Source organism: Streptomyces sp. NPDC102437 (assembly GCF_044765565.1).
In the GTDB taxonomy this organism is placed as follows: domain Bacteria; phylum Actinomycetota; class Actinomycetes; order Streptomycetales; family Streptomycetaceae; genus Streptomyces.
The window spans coordinates 20,770-37,450 of the sequence record NZ_JBIWKI010000024.1; the positions used below are offsets into that span (position 1 = coordinate 20,770).

Annotated in this window: 18 protein-coding genes; 17 read left to right on the forward strand and 1 reads right to left on the reverse strand. The window is 71.3% G+C overall.

Features of this window, described 5'->3' with window-relative positions; all coding sequences use genetic code 11:
- Window positions 1-40 precede the first annotated feature (40 nt).
- The 11 genes from ald to ACIRJP_RS27345 all read left to right on the forward strand — a co-directional run bounded on the left by ald (window position 41) and on the right by ACIRJP_RS27345 (window position 10,636).
- The gene (gene ald / locus ACIRJP_RS27295; protein WP_360920597.1) at window positions 41-1,156 is read left to right on the forward strand and encodes an alanine dehydrogenase; all 1,116 of its coding nucleotides are present in this window, start codon (window positions 41-43) and stop codon (window positions 1,154-1,156) included.
- A 369-nt stretch (window positions 1,157-1,525) separates the two neighbouring features.
- The gene (locus ACIRJP_RS27300) at window positions 1,526-2,644 is read left to right on the forward strand and encodes a ParA family protein (RefSeq protein WP_404179338.1); all 1,119 of its coding nucleotides are present in this window, start codon (window positions 1,526-1,528) and stop codon (window positions 2,642-2,644) included.
- Window positions 2,641-3,270, forward strand: coding sequence for a hypothetical protein (locus ACIRJP_RS27305; RefSeq protein ID WP_404179549.1), 630 nt, complete (start codon window positions 2,641-2,643; stop codon window positions 3,268-3,270). The genes ACIRJP_RS27300 and ACIRJP_RS27305 overlap by 4 nt, the downstream gene beginning before the upstream one ends.
- A gap of 110 nt (window positions 3,271-3,380) precedes the next feature.
- Window positions 3,381-4,427, forward strand: coding sequence for a segregation and condensation protein A (locus tag ACIRJP_RS27310; RefSeq protein WP_404179341.1), 1,047 nt, complete (start codon window positions 3,381-3,383; stop codon window positions 4,425-4,427).
- Window positions 4,424-5,071, forward strand: coding sequence for an SMC-Scp complex subunit ScpB (gene scpB, locus ACIRJP_RS27315; RefSeq protein ID WP_404179343.1), 648 nt, complete (start codon window positions 4,424-4,426; stop codon window positions 5,069-5,071). Before ACIRJP_RS27310 ends, scpB begins: the two co-directional genes overlap by 4 nt.
- Window positions 5,071-6,225 (forward strand): pseudouridine synthase, encoded by a 1,155-nt coding sequence (locus tag ACIRJP_RS27320; RefSeq protein WP_404179346.1) that lies wholly within the window; start codon window positions 5,071-5,073, stop codon window positions 6,223-6,225. Before scpB ends, ACIRJP_RS27320 begins: the two co-directional genes overlap by 1 nt.
- A 142-nt stretch (window positions 6,226-6,367) precedes the next feature.
- The gene (gene pnuC, locus ACIRJP_RS27325) at window positions 6,368-7,021 is read left to right on the forward strand and encodes a nicotinamide riboside transporter PnuC (RefSeq protein WP_404179349.1); all 654 of its coding nucleotides are present in this window, start codon (window positions 6,368-6,370) and stop codon (window positions 7,019-7,021) included.
- Window positions 7,018-8,097, forward strand: a complete 1,080-nt coding sequence (locus tag ACIRJP_RS27330) for an AAA family ATPase (RefSeq protein ID WP_404179352.1) — start codon at window positions 7,018-7,020, stop codon at window positions 8,095-8,097. Before pnuC ends, ACIRJP_RS27330 begins: the two co-directional genes overlap by 4 nt.
- Window positions 8,094-8,828 (forward strand): NUDIX domain-containing protein, encoded by a 735-nt coding sequence (locus ACIRJP_RS27335; protein ID WP_376623261.1) that lies wholly within the window; start codon window positions 8,094-8,096, stop codon window positions 8,826-8,828. The genes ACIRJP_RS27330 and ACIRJP_RS27335 overlap by 4 nt, the downstream gene beginning before the upstream one ends.
- Window positions 8,825-9,847, forward strand: a complete 1,023-nt coding sequence (locus tag ACIRJP_RS27340; RefSeq protein WP_404179355.1) for an ADP-ribosylglycohydrolase family protein — start codon at window positions 8,825-8,827, stop codon at window positions 9,845-9,847. Before ACIRJP_RS27335 ends, ACIRJP_RS27340 begins: the two co-directional genes overlap by 4 nt.
- Window positions 9,848-9,850: 3 nt before the next feature.
- Window positions 9,851-10,636, forward strand: coding sequence for a DNA polymerase beta superfamily protein (locus tag ACIRJP_RS27345; protein ID WP_404179358.1), 786 nt, complete (start codon window positions 9,851-9,853; stop codon window positions 10,634-10,636).
- A 24-nt stretch (window positions 10,637-10,660) separates the two neighbouring features.
- On the opposite strand, the gene ACIRJP_RS27350 is transcribed toward ACIRJP_RS27345, so the two are convergent.
- A complete protein-coding gene (locus tag ACIRJP_RS27350) occupies window positions 10,661-11,356 on the reverse strand; it encodes a DNA polymerase beta superfamily protein (RefSeq protein ID WP_404179361.1) in 696 nt (231 codons plus the stop codon).
- 144 nt (window positions 11,357-11,500) lie between these two features.
- Between ACIRJP_RS27350 and ACIRJP_RS27355 the strand changes: the two genes are divergently transcribed.
- The 6 genes from ACIRJP_RS27355 (at window position 11,501) to der (ending at window position 16,598) form a co-directional block, all read left to right on the forward strand.
- On the forward strand, window positions 11,501-11,929 hold the full coding sequence (locus tag ACIRJP_RS27355) for a YidB family protein (protein ID WP_404179364.1): 429 nt from the start codon (window positions 11,501-11,503) through the stop codon (window positions 11,927-11,929).
- A 204-nt stretch (window positions 11,930-12,133) separates the two neighbouring features.
- Window positions 12,134-12,496 carry a chorismate mutase gene (aroH, locus tag ACIRJP_RS27360; RefSeq protein WP_266736258.1) on the forward strand — a complete coding sequence of 121 codons (363 nt, stop codon included), beginning with the start codon at window positions 12,134-12,136 and terminating at the stop codon, window positions 12,494-12,496.
- Window positions 12,493-13,578 carry a prephenate dehydrogenase gene (locus ACIRJP_RS27365; RefSeq protein WP_404179367.1) on the forward strand — a complete coding sequence of 362 codons (1,086 nt, stop codon included), beginning with the start codon at window positions 12,493-12,495 and terminating at the stop codon, window positions 13,576-13,578. The genes aroH and ACIRJP_RS27365 overlap by 4 nt, the downstream gene beginning before the upstream one ends.
- 128 nt (window positions 13,579-13,706) lie before the next feature.
- Window positions 13,707-14,408, forward strand: a complete 702-nt coding sequence (gene cmk / locus ACIRJP_RS27370; RefSeq protein WP_404179370.1) for a (d)CMP kinase — start codon at window positions 13,707-13,709, stop codon at window positions 14,406-14,408.
- A complete protein-coding gene (locus tag ACIRJP_RS27375; protein ID WP_404179373.1) occupies window positions 14,405-15,061 on the forward strand; it encodes a lysophospholipid acyltransferase family protein in 657 nt (218 codons plus the stop codon). The genes cmk and ACIRJP_RS27375 overlap by 4 nt, the downstream gene beginning before the upstream one ends.
- 67 nt (window positions 15,062-15,128) lie before the next feature.
- Window positions 15,129-16,598 carry a ribosome biogenesis GTPase Der gene (gene der / locus ACIRJP_RS27380; protein WP_072484253.1) on the forward strand — a complete coding sequence of 490 codons (1,470 nt, stop codon included), beginning with the start codon at window positions 15,129-15,131 and terminating at the stop codon, window positions 16,596-16,598.
- The last annotated feature ends 83 nt before the right edge of the window (window positions 16,599-16,681 follow it).

Below are 16,681 nucleotides of genomic sequence, written 5' to 3' on the forward strand. Positions count from 1 at the left end.
TGTGCCCGGGTAACCCTCTGAGCCAAGGACCGTGATCGACGTGAAGGTCGGCATCCCCCGCGAAGTCAAGAACAACGAGTTCCGCGTGGCGATCACGCCTGCCGGTGTGCACGAGCTCGTCCGCCACGGCCACCAGGTCGTCGTCGAGGAGAACGCCGGGGCCGGCTCCTCCATCACGGACGAGGAGTACATCGCCGCCGGGGCGCAGATCCTCCCCACCGCCGACGAGGTCTGGGCCACCGCCGACCTGCTGCTGAAGGTCAAGGAGCCGGTCGCCGAGGAGTACCACCGCCTCCGCAAGGACCAGACGCTCTTCACCTACCTGCACCTCGCGGCCTCCCGCGAGTGCACCGACGCGCTGATCGAGTCGGGCACCACGGCCATCGCCTACGAGACGGTCGAGACCGCCAACCGCGCGCTCCCGCTGCTCGCCCCGATGTCCGAGGTCGCGGGCCGGCTGGCCCCGCAGGTCGGCGCCTACCACCTGATGCGCTCGGTCGGCGGCCGCGGCGTGCTGCCGGGCGGCGTCCCGGGCACGGCGCCCGCCGAGGCCGTCGTCATCGGCGGCGGCGTCTCCGGCTGGAACGCCACGCAGATCGCTGTCGGCCTCGGCTTCCACGTCACGCTGCTCGACAGGGACATCAACAAGCTCCGTGAGGCCGACAAGGTCTTCGGCACCAAGGTGAAGACCGTCGTCTCCAACGCCTTCGAGCTGGAGAAGGCCGTCATCGAGGCCGACCTCGTCGTGGGCGCCGTCCTGATCCCCGGCGCGAAGGCGCCGAAGCTGGTCACCAACGAGCTCGTCGCCAAGATGAAGCCCGGAAGTGTACTTGTCGACATTGCGATCGACCAGGGCGGCTGCTTCGAGGACTCGCACCCGACGACGCACGCCGAGCCGACCTTCAAGGTCCACAACTCGGTGTTCTACTGCGTCGCGAACATGCCGGGCGCGGTGCCGAACACCTCGACGTACGCCCTCACCAACGCCACGCTGCCGTACATCGTGGAGCTCGCCAACCGCGGCTGGGTCGAGGCGCTGCGCCGCGACGCCGCGCTCGCCAAGGGCCTCAACACCCATGACGGGCAGGTTGTTTACCGCGAGGTGGCCGAGGCGCACGGCCTGGAGCACGTCGAGCTGAGCTCGCTCCTCGGCTGACGGGTCAACGCCTTCCGTCAACCTCACGCACACGGCCGGACCTTGCCGAGCAAGGTCCGGCCGTACGCATGCCGGGCCCCTTCGGCGACCCCGTTCAACTCGTCTCGAACGTAACCCTTTAACCGATTCGTACGCCCGTTAAATCTGTGCCCCGGTGGCCGCACGCCCTTGACAGGGGCGTGTTCGATTGCCGACACATCGGGCCGGGTCCGGCGGATTGTGTTGCTGCGAAGCGGTGACACGCCATAGAGTCGCCAATCGTCGGCATGGTGCCACGCTGACCTATCGATAAGTTTCCTGGTCACGTCCAAGGAGGTAAGACGACTTGTGAATGAGTCGACATTTACTCCCGGGGGTGTTCATCCAGGGATGCCTGCGCGGGGCCAGAGCCCGAACGGGCTGGAGGCTGTCGGCTCCGTCGCTGTCCGCACCTTCGCCACCCAACAGCACATGACGACAGCCCCCCAGATGATGGACGGCCTACACGTGAACGCCATGGCCGGCAACGAGAGTGGCCGGGGAACCGCCCACTTCGCCGACTTCGACGAGGTGCCCCAGGGGCACTTCTACGACCCCGACGCCGAGTACGAACCCGATCCGGAGTACGCGGCCACCCTCGCGCCCGACGCTGCCCGTCAGCGCCGCGAGCGGATCGGCCCCACCGGCCGGCCCCTGCCCTACTTCCCGATCCCGGGCCCGCTGACCGATCACGGCCCCGCCAAGATCATCGCGATGTGCAACCAGAAGGGCGGCGTCGGCAAGACCACGTCGACCATCAACCTGGGCGCCGCACTCGCGGAGTACGGACGGCGCGTCCTGCTCGTCGACTTCGACCCGCAGGGTGCCCTGTCGGTCGGGCTCGGCGTCAACCCGATGGAGCTCGACCTCACGGTCTACAACCTGCTCATGGAGCGGGGCATGTCGGCCGACGAGGTCCTGCTGAAGACCGCGGTCCCGAACATGGACCTGCTGCCCAGCAACATCGACCTGTCGGCCGCCGAGGTGCAGCTGGTGAGCGAGGTCGCCCGGGAGTCCACGCTGCAGCGTGCCCTGAAGCCGCTGATGGCCGATTACGACTACATCGTGATCGACTGCCAGCCGTCGCTCGGCCTGCTCACGGTGAACGCCCTCACGGCCGCCCACAAGGTCATAGTGCCGCTCGAGTGCGAATTCTTCGCCCTGCGTGGTGTGGCGTTGCTCACCGAGACCATCGAGAAGGTCCAGGAGCGCCTCAACCCCGATCTGGAGCTCGACGGCATCCTCGCCACCATGTACGACTCCCGTACGGTGCACAGCCGTGAGGTCCTCGCGCGCGTCGTCGAGGCGTTCGACGACCACGTCTACCACACGGTCATCGGGCGCACGGTGCGCTTCCCGGAGACCACCGTCGCCGGTGAGCCCATCACCACGTACGCCTCCAACTCGGTCGGTGCCGCCGCCTATCGCCAGCTCGCCAGGGAGGTGCTCGCCCGGTGTCACGCCGAGTGAGTCTGCCCGGGGCCGACGAACTGTTCCGTACCACCGGAGGAATGGGGCTCCAGGCCTCGTCCCCCGCGGACCGGCGACGCAAGGCGAACGGTGAGGCCCGGGTGCCCGGCCCGGCCGGGGAGAACGATTCCGGGGCGGACGGATCCGGCACGGAAGCGGCGCAGGACGCCGCCGGCTCCTCGCGCGAGGAGCACTCCGCGGCGGACGCCGACGCGGGGGAGTCACGCAGCCGCGACGCCGACCGGGTCGCGGCGGCCGCACAGGCGGGCCGCAGGCCCCAGCAGTCAGTACCGGTGGCCGCGCCCCCGTCCGCGTCGCCCGCCGCGTCCTCGTCCGCGCAGGAGGCGGTTCCCGCCCCTGCCGTCCAGCAGCAGCGCAGGCGTGGAGGCGGGCGCGGGGCGAACCGCAGGCCCAGCGGCCGCGAGCGCCACGACGAGAAGATCACCGTCTACGTCTCGGCCGAGGAGCTGATGGACCTGGAGCACGCCCGTCTCGTGCTGCGTGGGGAGCACGGGCTCGCCGTCGACCGAGGGCGGATCGTCCGTGAGGCGGTCGCGGTGGTGCTCGCGGATCTGGAGTCGCGGGGCGACGCGAGCATCCTCGTACGGCGGCTGCGCGGCCGCTGACCGGTGCGGCGGCCGGTAGCCTGCCCGGTGGGCGGCCGCCGGACGAGCGGCCAGGCCCCTTCCGTACGGGCCACGGCCCGCCGCCCGTATCCCGCTGCCCCTGGAATTTCATGCCGACGACCGACGAGCCCGCCCGCACCCCACGCCGCCCCCTGGGGCGCGGTCCGGGCGGCGCGAGCGTGCCGGAGCCGGTGGGCGGCGGGATGGCCGGGGCGCAGGCCCCTGCGCCGCCCGCGCCCGAAGCCGCGGCGCCGGAGGTACCGCCCGCGCCCGAGGCGCATGAAGTGCCCGAGTTGCCTGATGCGGGCCCAGGGCCCACCGAGCCTCCAGGGTCTCCCGGGCCCGCCGACGACGGTCGGTTCACCGTCCGGCTGGCGAACTTCGAGGGGCCGTTCGACCTCCTCCTCCAGCTCATCGCCAAGCACAAGCTCGATGTGACCGAAGTCGCGCTGTCGAAGGTCACCGACGAGTTCATGGCGCACATCCGCGCCATGGGGCCGGACTGGGACCTGGACCAGACCACCGAGTTCCTCGTCGTCGCCGCGACCCTGCTCGATCTGAAGGCGGCCCGGCTGCTGCCCGCCGCCGAGGTGGAGGACGAGGCGGATCTGGCGCTGCTCGAAGCGCGGGACCTGCTGTTCGCCCGGCTGCTCCAGTACCGCGCGTACAAACGCATCGCGGACATCCTCAGCGAGCGGCTGGCTTCGGAGGGGCGGCGGTTCCCGCGGACCGTGGGGCTGGAGCCGCACCACGCCGAGCTGCTGCCCGAGGTCGTGATCAGCATCGGGGCACAGGGGTTCGCCGCGCTGGCCGTGAAGGCGATGCAGCCCAGGCCCGAGCCGCAGGTGTACGTCGACCACATCCACGCGCCGCTGGTCAGCGTGCGGGAACAGGCCCAGATCGTGGTGGCGCGGCTGCGGGAGGCGGGCGAGATCAGCTTCCGTACGCTCACCGAGGACGCCCCGGACACCCTCACCGTCGTCGCCCGGTTCCTCGCGCTGCTGGAGCTTTACCGGGAGAAGGCCGTCGCGCTCGACCAGGACGAGGCGCTCGCGGAGCTGATGGTGCGCTGGGCCGGGGGAGAGGGGGCCGGGCCCGTCGTCACGGACGAGTTCGACACCGGGGCAAGGGACGTCCAGGAGGATGGGAAGGCATGAGTCAGCAGGAGAAGAGCGGCTCCGGCGTCGCGGATCTCGATCTCAGGCCCGCGCTGGAGGCCGTCCTCATGGTCGTCGACGAACCCGCCACCGAGGAGCACCTCGCCAAGGTGCTGGAGCGGCCGCGCAGGGCCGTCGCCGACGCGCTGCGCGAGCTGGCCGACGAGTACACCGTGCAGCGGCGCGGCTTCGAGCTGCGGCTGGTGGCGGGCGGCTGGCGCTTCTACACCCGTCCCGAGTACGCGGCGGCCGTGGAGGGCTTCGTCCTGGACGGCCAGCAGGCCCGGCTGACCCAGGCGGCGCTGGAGACCCTCGCGGTGGTCGCGTACCGCCAGCCGGTCAGCCGTTCCAGGGTCTCCGCGGTCCGCGGTGTGAACTGTGACGGGGTCATGCGGACCCTGTTGCAGCGGGGGCTGGTGGGGGAAGCGGGCGCGGAACCCGAAACAGGTGCGATCCTGTACAGGACGACGAACTACTTTCTGGAGCGGATGGGCCTGCGCGGCCTGGATGAGCTCCCGGAGCTCGCGCCCTTCCTCCCCGAGGCGGACGCGATCGAGGCTGAGACGCTAGAGGGTGTGCCGTCGTTCGATCCGGACGCACCGGACACCCCGGATACTCACGCAGACGACAAGACGGATTTTTGATGCGAAGCAGTGGCAGGAACAGCGGAAGCGGCGGCGGAGCCAGGAGCGGCGGCGGCAGGAGCGGCGGCAGGAACAACCTCGGCAGCGGCAGGAACAGCAACCCGAAGCCTCGGGTTTCCGGCTCCGAGCGTGACGACAAGCAGGAACAGCGCCCCCGCCGGCCCCGCCCCGAGGAGCGCCGCTACGACGTGGGCAACGACAAGCCGGGCGGCGACGGAGGCACCCGCAAGGGTCGCGGCGCGGCGGCCCGCGGCGGCGCCAAGGGCGGCCCGAAGGCGGCGACCGGCGGCTCCAGGAGCAGTGGCCGCCGTACCCCGTACGGTGCCCCGTCCCGTCCGCGTGAGCTCGACGCCAAGATCGAGCAGCGCAACCGGGACCGGTACGCGGGCAAGGCCGACATCAGGACGCCCAAGACCCACCCGGGCGCCGAGCAGGAGGGCGAGCGGCTGCAGAAGGTCCTCGCCAGGGCCGGCATGGGCTCGCGCCGGGCGTGCGAGGAGCTGATCGAGCAGGCGCGCGTCGAGGTCAACGGCGAGATCGTCCTCGAGCAGGGCATGCGCGTCGATGTGAACCGGGACGAGATCAAGGTCGACGGTCTGACCGTCGCCGCCCAGTCCTACCTCTTCTTCGCGCTGAACAAGCCCGCCGGTGTCGTCTCCTCGATGGAGGACCCGGACGGCCGCCAGTGCCTCGGCGACTACGTCACCAACCGTGAGACGCGGCTCTTCCACGTCGGCCGGCTGGACACCGAGACCGAGGGCATCATCATGCTCACAAACCACGGTGAGCTGGCCCACCGTCTGACCCACCCCAAGTACGGGGTGAAGAAGACCTATCTGGCCGCCATCCAGGGACCGCTCCCGCGCGACCTGGGCAAGCGGCTCAAGGACGGCATCCAGCTGGAGGACGGGTACGCCCGCGCCGACCACTTCCGGGTCGTCGAGAACACCGGCAAGAACTACCTGGTCGAGGTGACCCTCCACGAGGGCCGCAAGCACATCGTCCGCCGGATGCTGGCCGAGGCCGGCTTCCCGGTCGAGCGGCTCGTACGGACGTCCTTCGGGCCGATCCCGCTGGGCGACCAGAAGTCCGGCTGGCTGCGCCGCCTCACCAACACCGAGGTGGGCATGCTGATGCGCGAGGTCGGCCTGTAGCCCTGCCGGCATCCCTCCTCCGTACGCTCCACGGCCCGCGGCCGGTTCCTGTCTTCGATTTTCGAACAGGAATCGGCCGCGGGCCTTTTCCTGCACCCCTTCCACCTTTATAGTCAGAGTGACTATTAAGAAGGAGGCGGGCGTGAGTCTCGCGGATTTCCTCGATCCCCTGCAGCAACCCCTGGTGACGGTGCTCGACACCCCGGTCAGCTGGACCGAGGTGCTCGGCTTCGGCAGCGGGGCGCTGTGCGTATGGCTCGTGGCCCGCCAGCACCTCGCCAACTGGCCGATCGGCATCGCCAACAACATCTTCTTCATCCTGCTGTTCACCCAGTCCGGTCTGTACGCCGACGCCGGCCTCCAGATCGTCTTCATCGCCCTCGCCGCGTACGGCTGGTGGTCCTGGACCCATGGGGGTGGACCGGGCTCACCGGACCTGCCGGTGCGGCGCACCACGCGCACCGAATGGACCTGGCTGCTCGCGGCGGGGGCGGTGGGGACCGTTGCCCTCACCGCCCTGCTCGACCACGCCACCGACTCGACCGTGCCCTTCTGGGACGCCCTGACGACCGCGCTGTCCCTGACGGCTACGTACGGGCAGTGCCGCAAGCTCGTCGAGTCCTGGTGGCTCTGGATCGCCGCCGATGTGGTGTACATCCCGCTGTACGCGTACAAGGAGCTCTATCTGACCTCGCTGCTGTACATCGGATTCCTGACGCTCTGCCTGCTCGGCCTGCGTAACTGGAGGCGTGATCTCGCCGGACATCGGCTCCAGCCGGCGGAGGTGGCGGCATGAAGCGCTTCGGGCACGGGCTGGTACTCGGCAAGTTCTACCCGCCGCACGCCGGCCACCACCACCTCGTCCGCACCGCGCAGGACCGCTGCGAACGGCTGACCGTCCTGGTCTGCGCCGCCTCCGTCGAGTCCGTGCCGCTCGCCGACCGGGTGGCCTGGATGCGGGAGGTGCACCCGGACGTAAGGGTCGTCGGCGCCGTGGACGACATCCGCATGGACCTCCACGACCCGGTGATCTGGGACGCGCACATGGCCGTCTTCACCGGGGCCGTGCCGGAGCCGGTGGACGCCGTCTTCACCTCGGAGTCGTACGGGGACGAACTCGCCCGCCGGTTCGGTGCCGAATCCGTCTGCGTCGACCCCGACCGCACGGTCTTCCCGGTCTCCGGCACCGCCGTCCGCAAGGACCCGGTCGGCTGCTGGGACTTCCTGGAGCCGCCCGTACGGGCCGCCCTCGCCCGCCGGGTCGTCGTCCTCGGAGCGGAATCCACCGGCACCACGACCGTGGCCCGCGCCCTCGCCGACCACTACCGCGCGCGCGGCGGCGTCTGGGCGCGAACCGGATACGTCGCCGAGTACGGGCGGGAGTTCAGCGAACAGAAGCTGGCCGCCCTGCGCGAGCGGTGGCCCGGGGCCCAGTGGGAGGACGTCAGCTTCACCACCGACGACTTCCCGCTGATCGCCCGGACCCAGAACGACAGGGAGGAGGCCGCCGCACGCACCGGGTCGCCGGTGCTCTTCTGCGACACCGACTCCTTCGCCACCACCGTCTGGCACGAGCGGTACATCGGCGGACGCAACCCGCTCGTCGAGGAGACCGCGGACCGGGTCGGCCACCACCTGTGGCTGCTCACCGACCACGAGGGCGTCGCCTTCGAGGACGACGGACTGCGCGACGGCGAGGAGCTGCGGCCCTGGATGACCGACCGTTTCCGGGCCGAACTCACCCGTACCGGAAGGGAGTTCATCGAGCTCACCGGAGGCCGTCAGGAACGCCTGGCCACCGCGGTCGCCGCCGTGGACGCACTGCTCGCCGACAGCTGGAACTTCGCCGCGCCCCTGCCGGAGCACCGATGAGCCCCGAAGCCCCCGAAGGCTACGACCCGCACGCCTTCGAACCCTTCGCTGTCACCGTCGACCTCGCCGTCTTCACGGTCCGCGACGGCCGGCTGCACGTCCTGCTCGTCGAACGGGGCGAGGACCCGTACAAGGGGCACTGGGCGCTGCCCGGCGGCTTCGTGCTGCCGCGGGAGTCCGCCGAGTCCGCCGCCCGCCGGGAACTCGCCGAGGAGACCGGACTGACCGAGGGCACCGTCAGCGCCCTCCACCTGGAACAGCTGCGCACCTACAGCGATCCGGACCGCGATCCCAGGATGCGGGTCGTCTCGGTCGCCTACGCCGCACTCGTACCCGACCTGCCCGAACCGCGCGGCGGCGGCGACGCGGCCAGCGCCCAGTGGTGGGACGCCGGGGCACTCGGCCCGCTCGCCTTCGACCACGACCGGATCCTCGCCGACGCGCACGACCGGATCGGCGCCAAGCTCGAATACAGCTGTCTGGCCACCGCCTTCTGCCCGCCCGAATTCACCCTGGGGGAACTCCAGCAGGTGTACGAGACGGTCTGGGGCGTCGAGCTGGACCGGCCCAACTTCCGGCGCAAGGTCCTCACCACGCCCGGCTTCGTCCAGGCCGTGGAGGGATCGCCGCGCCGCACCGGCGGACGGGGGAAACCCGCCGCGCTCTACCGGGCGGGTGCCGCTACCGCCCTGCACCCACCACTGCTGAGACCGGAAGGAAGAAGCACGTGATCGTGACCAGGACCATCACCAAGCAGGCCGCCACCGGCGCGCTGACCGGGCTCGCGCTCGGCGACGCACTGGGCTTCCCGACCGAGTTCAACAACGTCCCGTCGATCCTCGCCAAGTGCGGGCCGTGGCGCACGATGCGGCTGCCGAAGCCGGCGCACGTCACCGACGACACCCAGATGACGCTGGCCCTGGGGCGGGGCATCCGCACCGCCATGGACCGCGGGCTGCTCACCCCCCTGCGGCTGACCCGCCCGGTGCGCGAGGAGTTCGTCGACTGGTACCACTCGCCCGACAACAACCGCGCCCCCGGCCGCACCTGCATGACTGCCTGCCGGCTGCTCGACAGCGACCGGCTCTGGCAGGAGGCCAGTCAGACCGGCTCCAAGGGCTGCGGCGCCAACATGCGGGTCGCGCCGATCGGACTCGTCCCCGGACTCAGCGAGGAACAGCGTTCCGGCGCGGCCCAGTTGCAGGCGGCCCTCACCCACGGGCACCCGACCGCGCTCGCCGCGTCCGACCTGACGGCCCGCACCGTGTACCTGCTGGCGCAGGGGGCGGAACCCATGGGCCTGATCGGCCAGTTGCGCAGTTACGCGTACGAGAACAGCGGCCGCTACCTCACCCGCTGGCTCGGCGACCTCTGGCGGTACGCGGGCGACTCCTCGCCCGAGTTGTACATCCAGCGCGGCTGGGACGAATGCCTCACCGCCCTGGCCCGCGTCCAGGACGCGCTGCGCAACCCGTCCCCGGAGACCGACCCCTGCGAGCTGACCGGCGACGGCTGGATCGCCGAGGAAGCCCTGGCCACGGCCCTGCACTGCTTCCTCCTCTTCCCCGAGGACCCCGTCACCGCACTCCGCCGGGCCGCCTGCACCCGGGGCGACTCGGACTCCCTCGGCTGCCTCACCGGCGCGTTCGCCGGGGCGCACCTGGGGGCGGCGGCCTGGCCCAAGGAGTGGGCGGAGCGGATCGAGTACCGAAGCGATCTGCTGTCGCTGGGGGCGCTCTGGGATTCTTGATCCATGCGCATGGACACCAAGCACCTCAGTGAAGCCGGGCTGCCGGTCACCGACCTCGGCCCGGTCCTCGCCGGGGAACGCCACCCGCTGCTCTTCGCCACGGTCTCCGGGGCCCATCTGTACGGGTTCCCCTCCAAGGACTCGGATGTGGACCTTCGGGGGGTCCATCTCCTGCCGGCGGAGGATCTCGTGGGACTGCGCGAGGCCGAGGAGACGCGCTCGCGGATGTGGGACCGGGACGGGGTCGAGATGGATCTCGTCACGCATGACCTGCGGAAGTTCGTCCGGCTGATGCTGAAGCCCAACGGCTACGTGCTGGAACAGCTGCTCTCGCCGCTGGTCGTGCACACCAGCGAGCCGCACGCGGAACTGGTGGAGCTGGCGCCGGGCGTGGTCACCCGCAACCACGCCCACCACTACCGGGGGTTCGCGGGCACCCAGTGGCGGCTCTTCGGGAAGACCGGTGAACTGAAGCCGCTGCTGTACACGTTCCGGGCGCTGCTCACCGGGATCCACCTGATGCGCAGCGGTGAGGTGCGGGCCCATCTGCCGACCCTCCTGGGGGAGGTGTCGGCGCCCGCGTATCTGCCCGGGCTGATCGAGGCGAAGGCCGAGGCGGAGCACGGGGGAGCGGGGGAGGTGGACGGTGCGGTGGTGTCGCGGGACGTCGAGGCGCTGCACGGGGTGCTGGACGAGGCCCAGGCGGAATCGGGGCTTCCCGCGGCGGCCGGCGGGTTCGACGCGCTGCACGACCTCGTGGTGCGGGCGCGGTTGGCGGGGGTCTCCTGAGACCGGTCCGTGGACGGGGGTCTCCTAAGGCCGGTCCACGGACGCCCGGCGGGTGCGGATCAGGAAGTCCTCCACCCGGGCCCGGTCGGGCTCCGGGGGGAGCGGGGAGTTCCGAGCGGTCTCCTCGCTCTCCTCGGTGAGGCGGTTCATGCGGCGTTCGACCTCCTCCCACGTCACCTCGCCCCGCTTCACCGCCAGCAGTTCGTCGCGGGCCGCGCCCACCTCGATCGTGAGCTCGCCGGTGCGCAGCAGGTCCCGGCCGGTGCTCAGGAGCCGCAGCAGATGCATGGCGTGCTTCCAGCGCGGCGCCCCGTACTGCCGTACGTCCGCCTCCAGCTTCCTGCGCTGTCCCGACGCGTAGCGGACGAACGTCCGGTGGGCCAGCCGGGACAGGAACGCGCCGCGCAGGCAGAGCAGTTCACGGCCCACGTCGTCGATGTGCTCCACCAGCGGCGAGTGCAGGCACTCCAGCACATTGGGGTTGGCGCGCAGCGCCAGCTCGCAGAAGCGCTCCAGCTCCCAGGAGAACTGCTCCGGCTCCGGGCCGTCGACATGCGTCGGCGGCTTCTCGAACCGCCAGAACAGCGGGGTCGGCGCGAGGAACACACCGCGCCGGTCGGTGTCGCTCTCCTCCGTGGCGAGCCCGAAGGCGCGCGAGCCCATCACACAGGAGTAGACCGTGTGGTCGCGGACGAGCGCCTCGGGGCCGGGGGTGATCATGCCGGCGAGGGTACGTGAGCGGGGCCGGGGCGCACCGGGTATTTCGGCGTCGCCACCCTGGCACGGAGTGCCGCGCTCAAGTGGCACAAGCCCCGGTTCTGATCGACATTGTCGATAAATCATCCCCTCTGGAGAGGCAGAACCATGGCAGGAAACGATCTCGGCAGCCTGCTCGGCGGCTTGCTGGGCGACAGCGACCGGAGCGGCGGTGCGGGGAACATACTCGGCGCGCTGCTGGGCGCGCTCGGCAACGGCCAGGGCGGCCGGAGCGGTGCGGGCGGCGGCGGCGCGCTCGAAGGGCTGATCGCGATGCTCACCAGGTCCGGCCTCGTCGACCAGGCCCACTCCTGGGTCGGTACAGGGGAGAACCAGCCGGTCAGCGGCGCCCAGATCGCCGAGGCGCTGCCGGACGAGACCCTGCGGAAGGTCGCCCGGGAGGCCGGGGTCAGCGCGGAACAGGCGGCCGACCAGATCGCCCGGTCGCTGCCGACCGCGGTCGACAGACTGACCCCGTCGGGGGAGGTGCCGGAGGGCCGCTCGATCGAGGACCTGGTCCGCGAGCAGCAGCTCTGACCGGCAGTGGAGGCGACCCGGGGGCCGGTCCGGCGGATCATGGCCGGGCAGGACCCGGGCCGCGGCCGTGTGCGCGCTCCGTCGTAGCGGCAGAGGACTGCGTGCTCGCCCCGTCTCACGGACAGAGCACCCCGGACCGCCCACCCCGCCACCCCTCTAGGCTGATCGTGCAGAGATCGAGCACGAAGAACCGAGGAGCACGACGTGGCGGTACGAGCGGTCCGCGGAGCCGTCCAGCTGGAGCGGGACGAGGCCGGACACATGGACGAGCAGGTCGGCGCCCTGCTGACCGCCGTTCTCGAACGCAACAGCCTCGTCGCGGACGACCTGATCAGCATCTGGTTCACGGCCACCCCGGACCTGCACAGCGACTTCCCGGCCGCCGCGGCACGCGGGCTCGGTATCGTCGACGTACCGCTGATCTGCGCCCAGGAGCTGGACATCGTGGGCGCCATGCCCCGCGTGGTGCGCGTCCTCGCGCACGTCGAGACCTACCTTCCCAAGTCCGAGATCGCCCATGTGTACCTCGGTGCCACCGCCGCACTCCGCAAGGACATCGCCCAGTGAGAACCGCCGTCGTCATCGGAACGGGCCTCGTCGGCACGTCCGCAGCCCTCGCCCTCGCCGGGCGCGGCATCCGGGTCCACCTCGTCGACCACGACCCCCAGTCGGTCCGCACCGCCGCCGCGCTGGGCGCCGGTACGGACGAGGCGCCCGAGGAGCGGGTGGACCTGGCGATCATCGCCGTGCCGCCCGCCCACGTGGCCACGGTCCTGGCCACCGCCCTGCGGGACGGCATCGCCCGCGGCTACCTGGACGTCGCCAGCGTGAAGGGCGGCCCGCGCCGCGAGCTGGAGGCGCTCGGCCTCGACCTCACGCCGTACATCGGCACGCATCCCATGGCCGGCAAGGAGCGGTCGGGCCCCCTCGCCGCCACCGCGGACCTGTTCGAGGGCCGGCCCTGGGTCCTCACCCCGACGCGTGACACCGACACCGAGGTCCTCAACCTCGCCCTGGAGCTGGTCGCGCTCTGCCGGGCCGTCCCGGTCGTCATGGACGCCGACGCGCACGACCGGGCCGTCGCCCTGGTCTCCCACACCCCGCAGCTGATCTCGTCGATGGTCGCCGCCCGCCTGGAGGAGGCCGACGAGACCGCCGTACGCCTCTGCGGCCAGGGCATCAGAGATGTCACCCGGATCGCCGCCTCCGACCCCCGGATGTGGGTGGAGATCCTCTCCGCCAACCCCGGCCCGGTCGCCGACGTGCTGGCCGGGGTGGCCGCCGACCTGGACGAGACGGTACGGGCGCTGCGCGGCCTGGAGTCCGGTGACGACGACAAGCGCCGCGAGGGCACCGAGGGCATCGAGGACGTCCTGCGCCGCGGCAACGCCGGCCGGGTCAGGGTGCCCGGCAAGCACGGGAGCGCCCCCACCGCGTACGAGATGGTGTCCGTGCTGATCAGCGACCGGCCGGGCGAACTGGCCAGGATCTTCGCCGACGCCGGACGGGCCGGGGTCAACGTCGAGGACGTGCGCATCGAGCACGCCACCGGGCAGCAGGCCGGTCTGGTCCAGCTGATGGTCGAGCCGAGCGCGGTCCCCGCACTGAGCGCGGCGCTGCGCGAGCGCGGCTGGTCGATACGGCAGTAGGGCAGGGGCGCGGCGGGACCGGGAGGCAGTTGTCCACAGGGGTGCGGAGGCCGGCCCCGACACTCGGTAACCTTGTGCGGGGCGGGTTCGCACACGCCCCCGTCCCGCCCACCCCGTGTACCAGGAAGGTGTCCACCACCGTGGAAACCCGTACGGCCCCGGCCGCAGTGATCGTCGCCATCGACGGGCCCTCCGGCACCGGCAAGTCGAGCACGTCCAAGGCCGTCGCCGCGCAGCTCGGCCTGAGCTACCTGGACACCGGCGCCCAGTACCGGGCGATCACCTGGTGGATGCTGAACAACGGCATCGACGTCCAGGACACGATGGAGGTAGCGACCGCGGCCTCCAAGCCGGTCATCGTCTCCGGCACGGACCCGGCCGCCCCGACGATCACCGTCGACGGCGAGGACGCCTCGGGCCCGATCCGTACCCAGGAGGTCACCTCCGGGGTCAGCGCCGTCAGCGCGGTCCCCGAGGTGCGCACCCGGATCACCGAGCTGCAGCGCACCATCGCCGCCGCGGCCGAGCGGGGCATAGTGGTCGAGGGTCGCGACATCGGCACCACGGTGCTGCCCGACGCCGACCTGAAGATCTTCCTCACCGCCTCCCCGGAGGCCCGCGCCGCCCGGCGCAGCGGAGAGGTCAAGGGCTCCGACCTCGCCGCCACCAAGGAAGCGCTGATCAAGCGGGACGCGGCCGACTCCGGCCGCAAGACCTCCCCGCTCGCCAAGGCGGACGACGCCGTCGAGGTGGACACCACCGAGCTGACCCTTCAGCAGGTCATCGAGTGTGTCGTCACCCTCGTCGAGGAGAAGCGGGCCACGAAGTGACCCAGGCCACGGGCCGCCCCTCGCCGCGCGGAGCGGCGGTCGGGCGCGGGATCGGCATCGGGCTGATGTACGGGCTGTGGAAGCCCCGCGTCCTCGGTGCGTGGCGGGTCCCCGCCTCCGGACCGGTCATACTCGCGGTGAACCACTCGCACAACATCGACGGTCCGATGCTGATGGGCACCGCGCCCCGGCCCGTCCACTTCCTGATCAAGAAGGAGGCGTTCGTCGGCCCGCTCGACCCGTTCCTGCGTGGAATCGGTCAGCTGAAGGTGGACCGTACGACCGTCGACCGCACCGCCATCACCCACGCCCTCGGCGTGCTGGAGGAGGGCGGGGCGCTCGGGATCTTTCCCGAGGGCACCAGGGGCGAGGGCGACTTCGCCTCCCTGCGTGCCGGACTCGCGTACTTCGCGGTGCGCAGCGGGGCGCCGATCGTGCCCGTGGCCGTCCTGGGAAGCACCGAGCGCAGCGGACGGTTGATATCGGCACTGCCGCCGTTGCGCAGCCGGGTGGACGTCGTCTTCGGCGACGCGTTCGATGCGGGCGACGGCAGCGGTCGGCGTACGCGCAAGGCGCTGGACGAGGCGACGGTACGGATCCAGGCGCGGCTGACCGCCCACCTGGACGAGGCCAGGCGTTTCACCGGGCGCTAGGTAAGACTTGAGTAGTGGGCCGCGCAGTCGTGGCCCATCGATGATGATGCAAAGAGGAACGGACTTCATGAACGACCAGATTCACTCCGACGGCTCGGACCACGAGCACGGAGCGCTTGGCGACGCCGAGTACGCGGAGTTCATGGAGCTCGCCGCGGAGGAGGGCTTCGACCTCGAAGAGGTCGAGGGCGCCATCGACGAGGCCGGTCACGGACCGCTGCCGGTGCTCGCAGTCGTCGGCCGCCCCAACGTCGGTAAGTCGACGCTGGTGAACCGGATCATCGGCCGCCGCGAGGCCGTCGTCGAGGACAAGCCCGGCGTCACCCGCGACCGCGTCACCTACGAGGCCGAGTGGGCGGGCCGCCGCTTCAAGGTCGTCGACACCGGCGGCTGGGAGCAGGACGTGCTGGGCATCGACGCCTCCGTCGCCGCCCAGGCCGAGTACGCCATCGAGGCGTCCGACGCGGTCGTCTTCGTGGTCGACTCGACGGTCGGCGCGACCGACACCGACGAGGCCGTCGTCAAGCTGCTGCGCCGGGCCGGCAAGCCCGTCGTGCTCTGCGCCAACAAGGTCGACGGACAGAGCGGCGAGGCGGACGCCACCGCCCTGTGGTCGCTGGGTCTCGGCGAGCCGCACCCCGTCTCCTCGCTGCACGGCCGCGGCACCGGCGACCTGCTCGACGCCGTGCTCGAAGCGCTTCCCGAGGCACCGGCGCAGCGCTTCGGCACCGCGATCGGCGGCCCGCGCCGGATCGCGCTCATCGGCCGTCCGAACGTCGGCAAGTCCTCGCTGCTGAACAAGGTCGCCAACGAGGACCGCGTCGTCGTCAACGAGCTGGCCGGCACCACCCGTGACCCGGTCGACGAGCTGATCGAGCTCGGCGGCATCACCTGGAAGTTCATCGACACAGCCGGTATCCGCCGCCGCGTCCACCTCCAGGAGGGCGCGGACTACTACGCCTCGCTGCGGACCGCCGCCGCCGTGGAGAAGGCCGAGGTCGCCGTCGTCCTGATCGACGCGGGCGAGTCCATCAGCGTCCAGGACCAGCGCATCATCACCATGGCCGTGGAGGCCGGGCGCGCCCTGGTCATCGCGTACAACAAGTGGGACAAGCTCGACGAGGAGCGCCGCTACTACCTGGAGCGGGAGATCGAGACGGAGCTCGCGCAGATCGCGTGGGCCCCGCGGGTCAACGTCTCGGCCGTCACCGGCCGGCACATGGAGAAGCTCGTCCCGGCCATCGAGACCGCCCTCGCCAGCTGGGAGACCCGCGTCCCCACCGGCCGGCTGAACGCCTTCCTCGGTGAGATCGTCGCCTCCCACCCGCACCCCGTCCGCGGCGGCAAGCAGCCCCGGATCCTCTTCGGTACCCAGGCCGGCACCAAGCCGCCGCGCTTCGTGCTGTTCGCCTCGGGCTTCCTGGAGCACGGCTACCGGCGGTTCGTCGAGCGCCGGCTGCGCGAGGAGTTCGGCTTCGAGGGCACCCCGATCCATATCTCGGTGCGGGTCCGCGAGAAGCGCGGCCGCAACAAGTAGCACGCACGGACGCACGAAAGAGCCCCGGGCCGTCTCGGACGAGAGACGGCCCGGGGCTCCTTCGTGCGGTCGGGCGCCCGCGA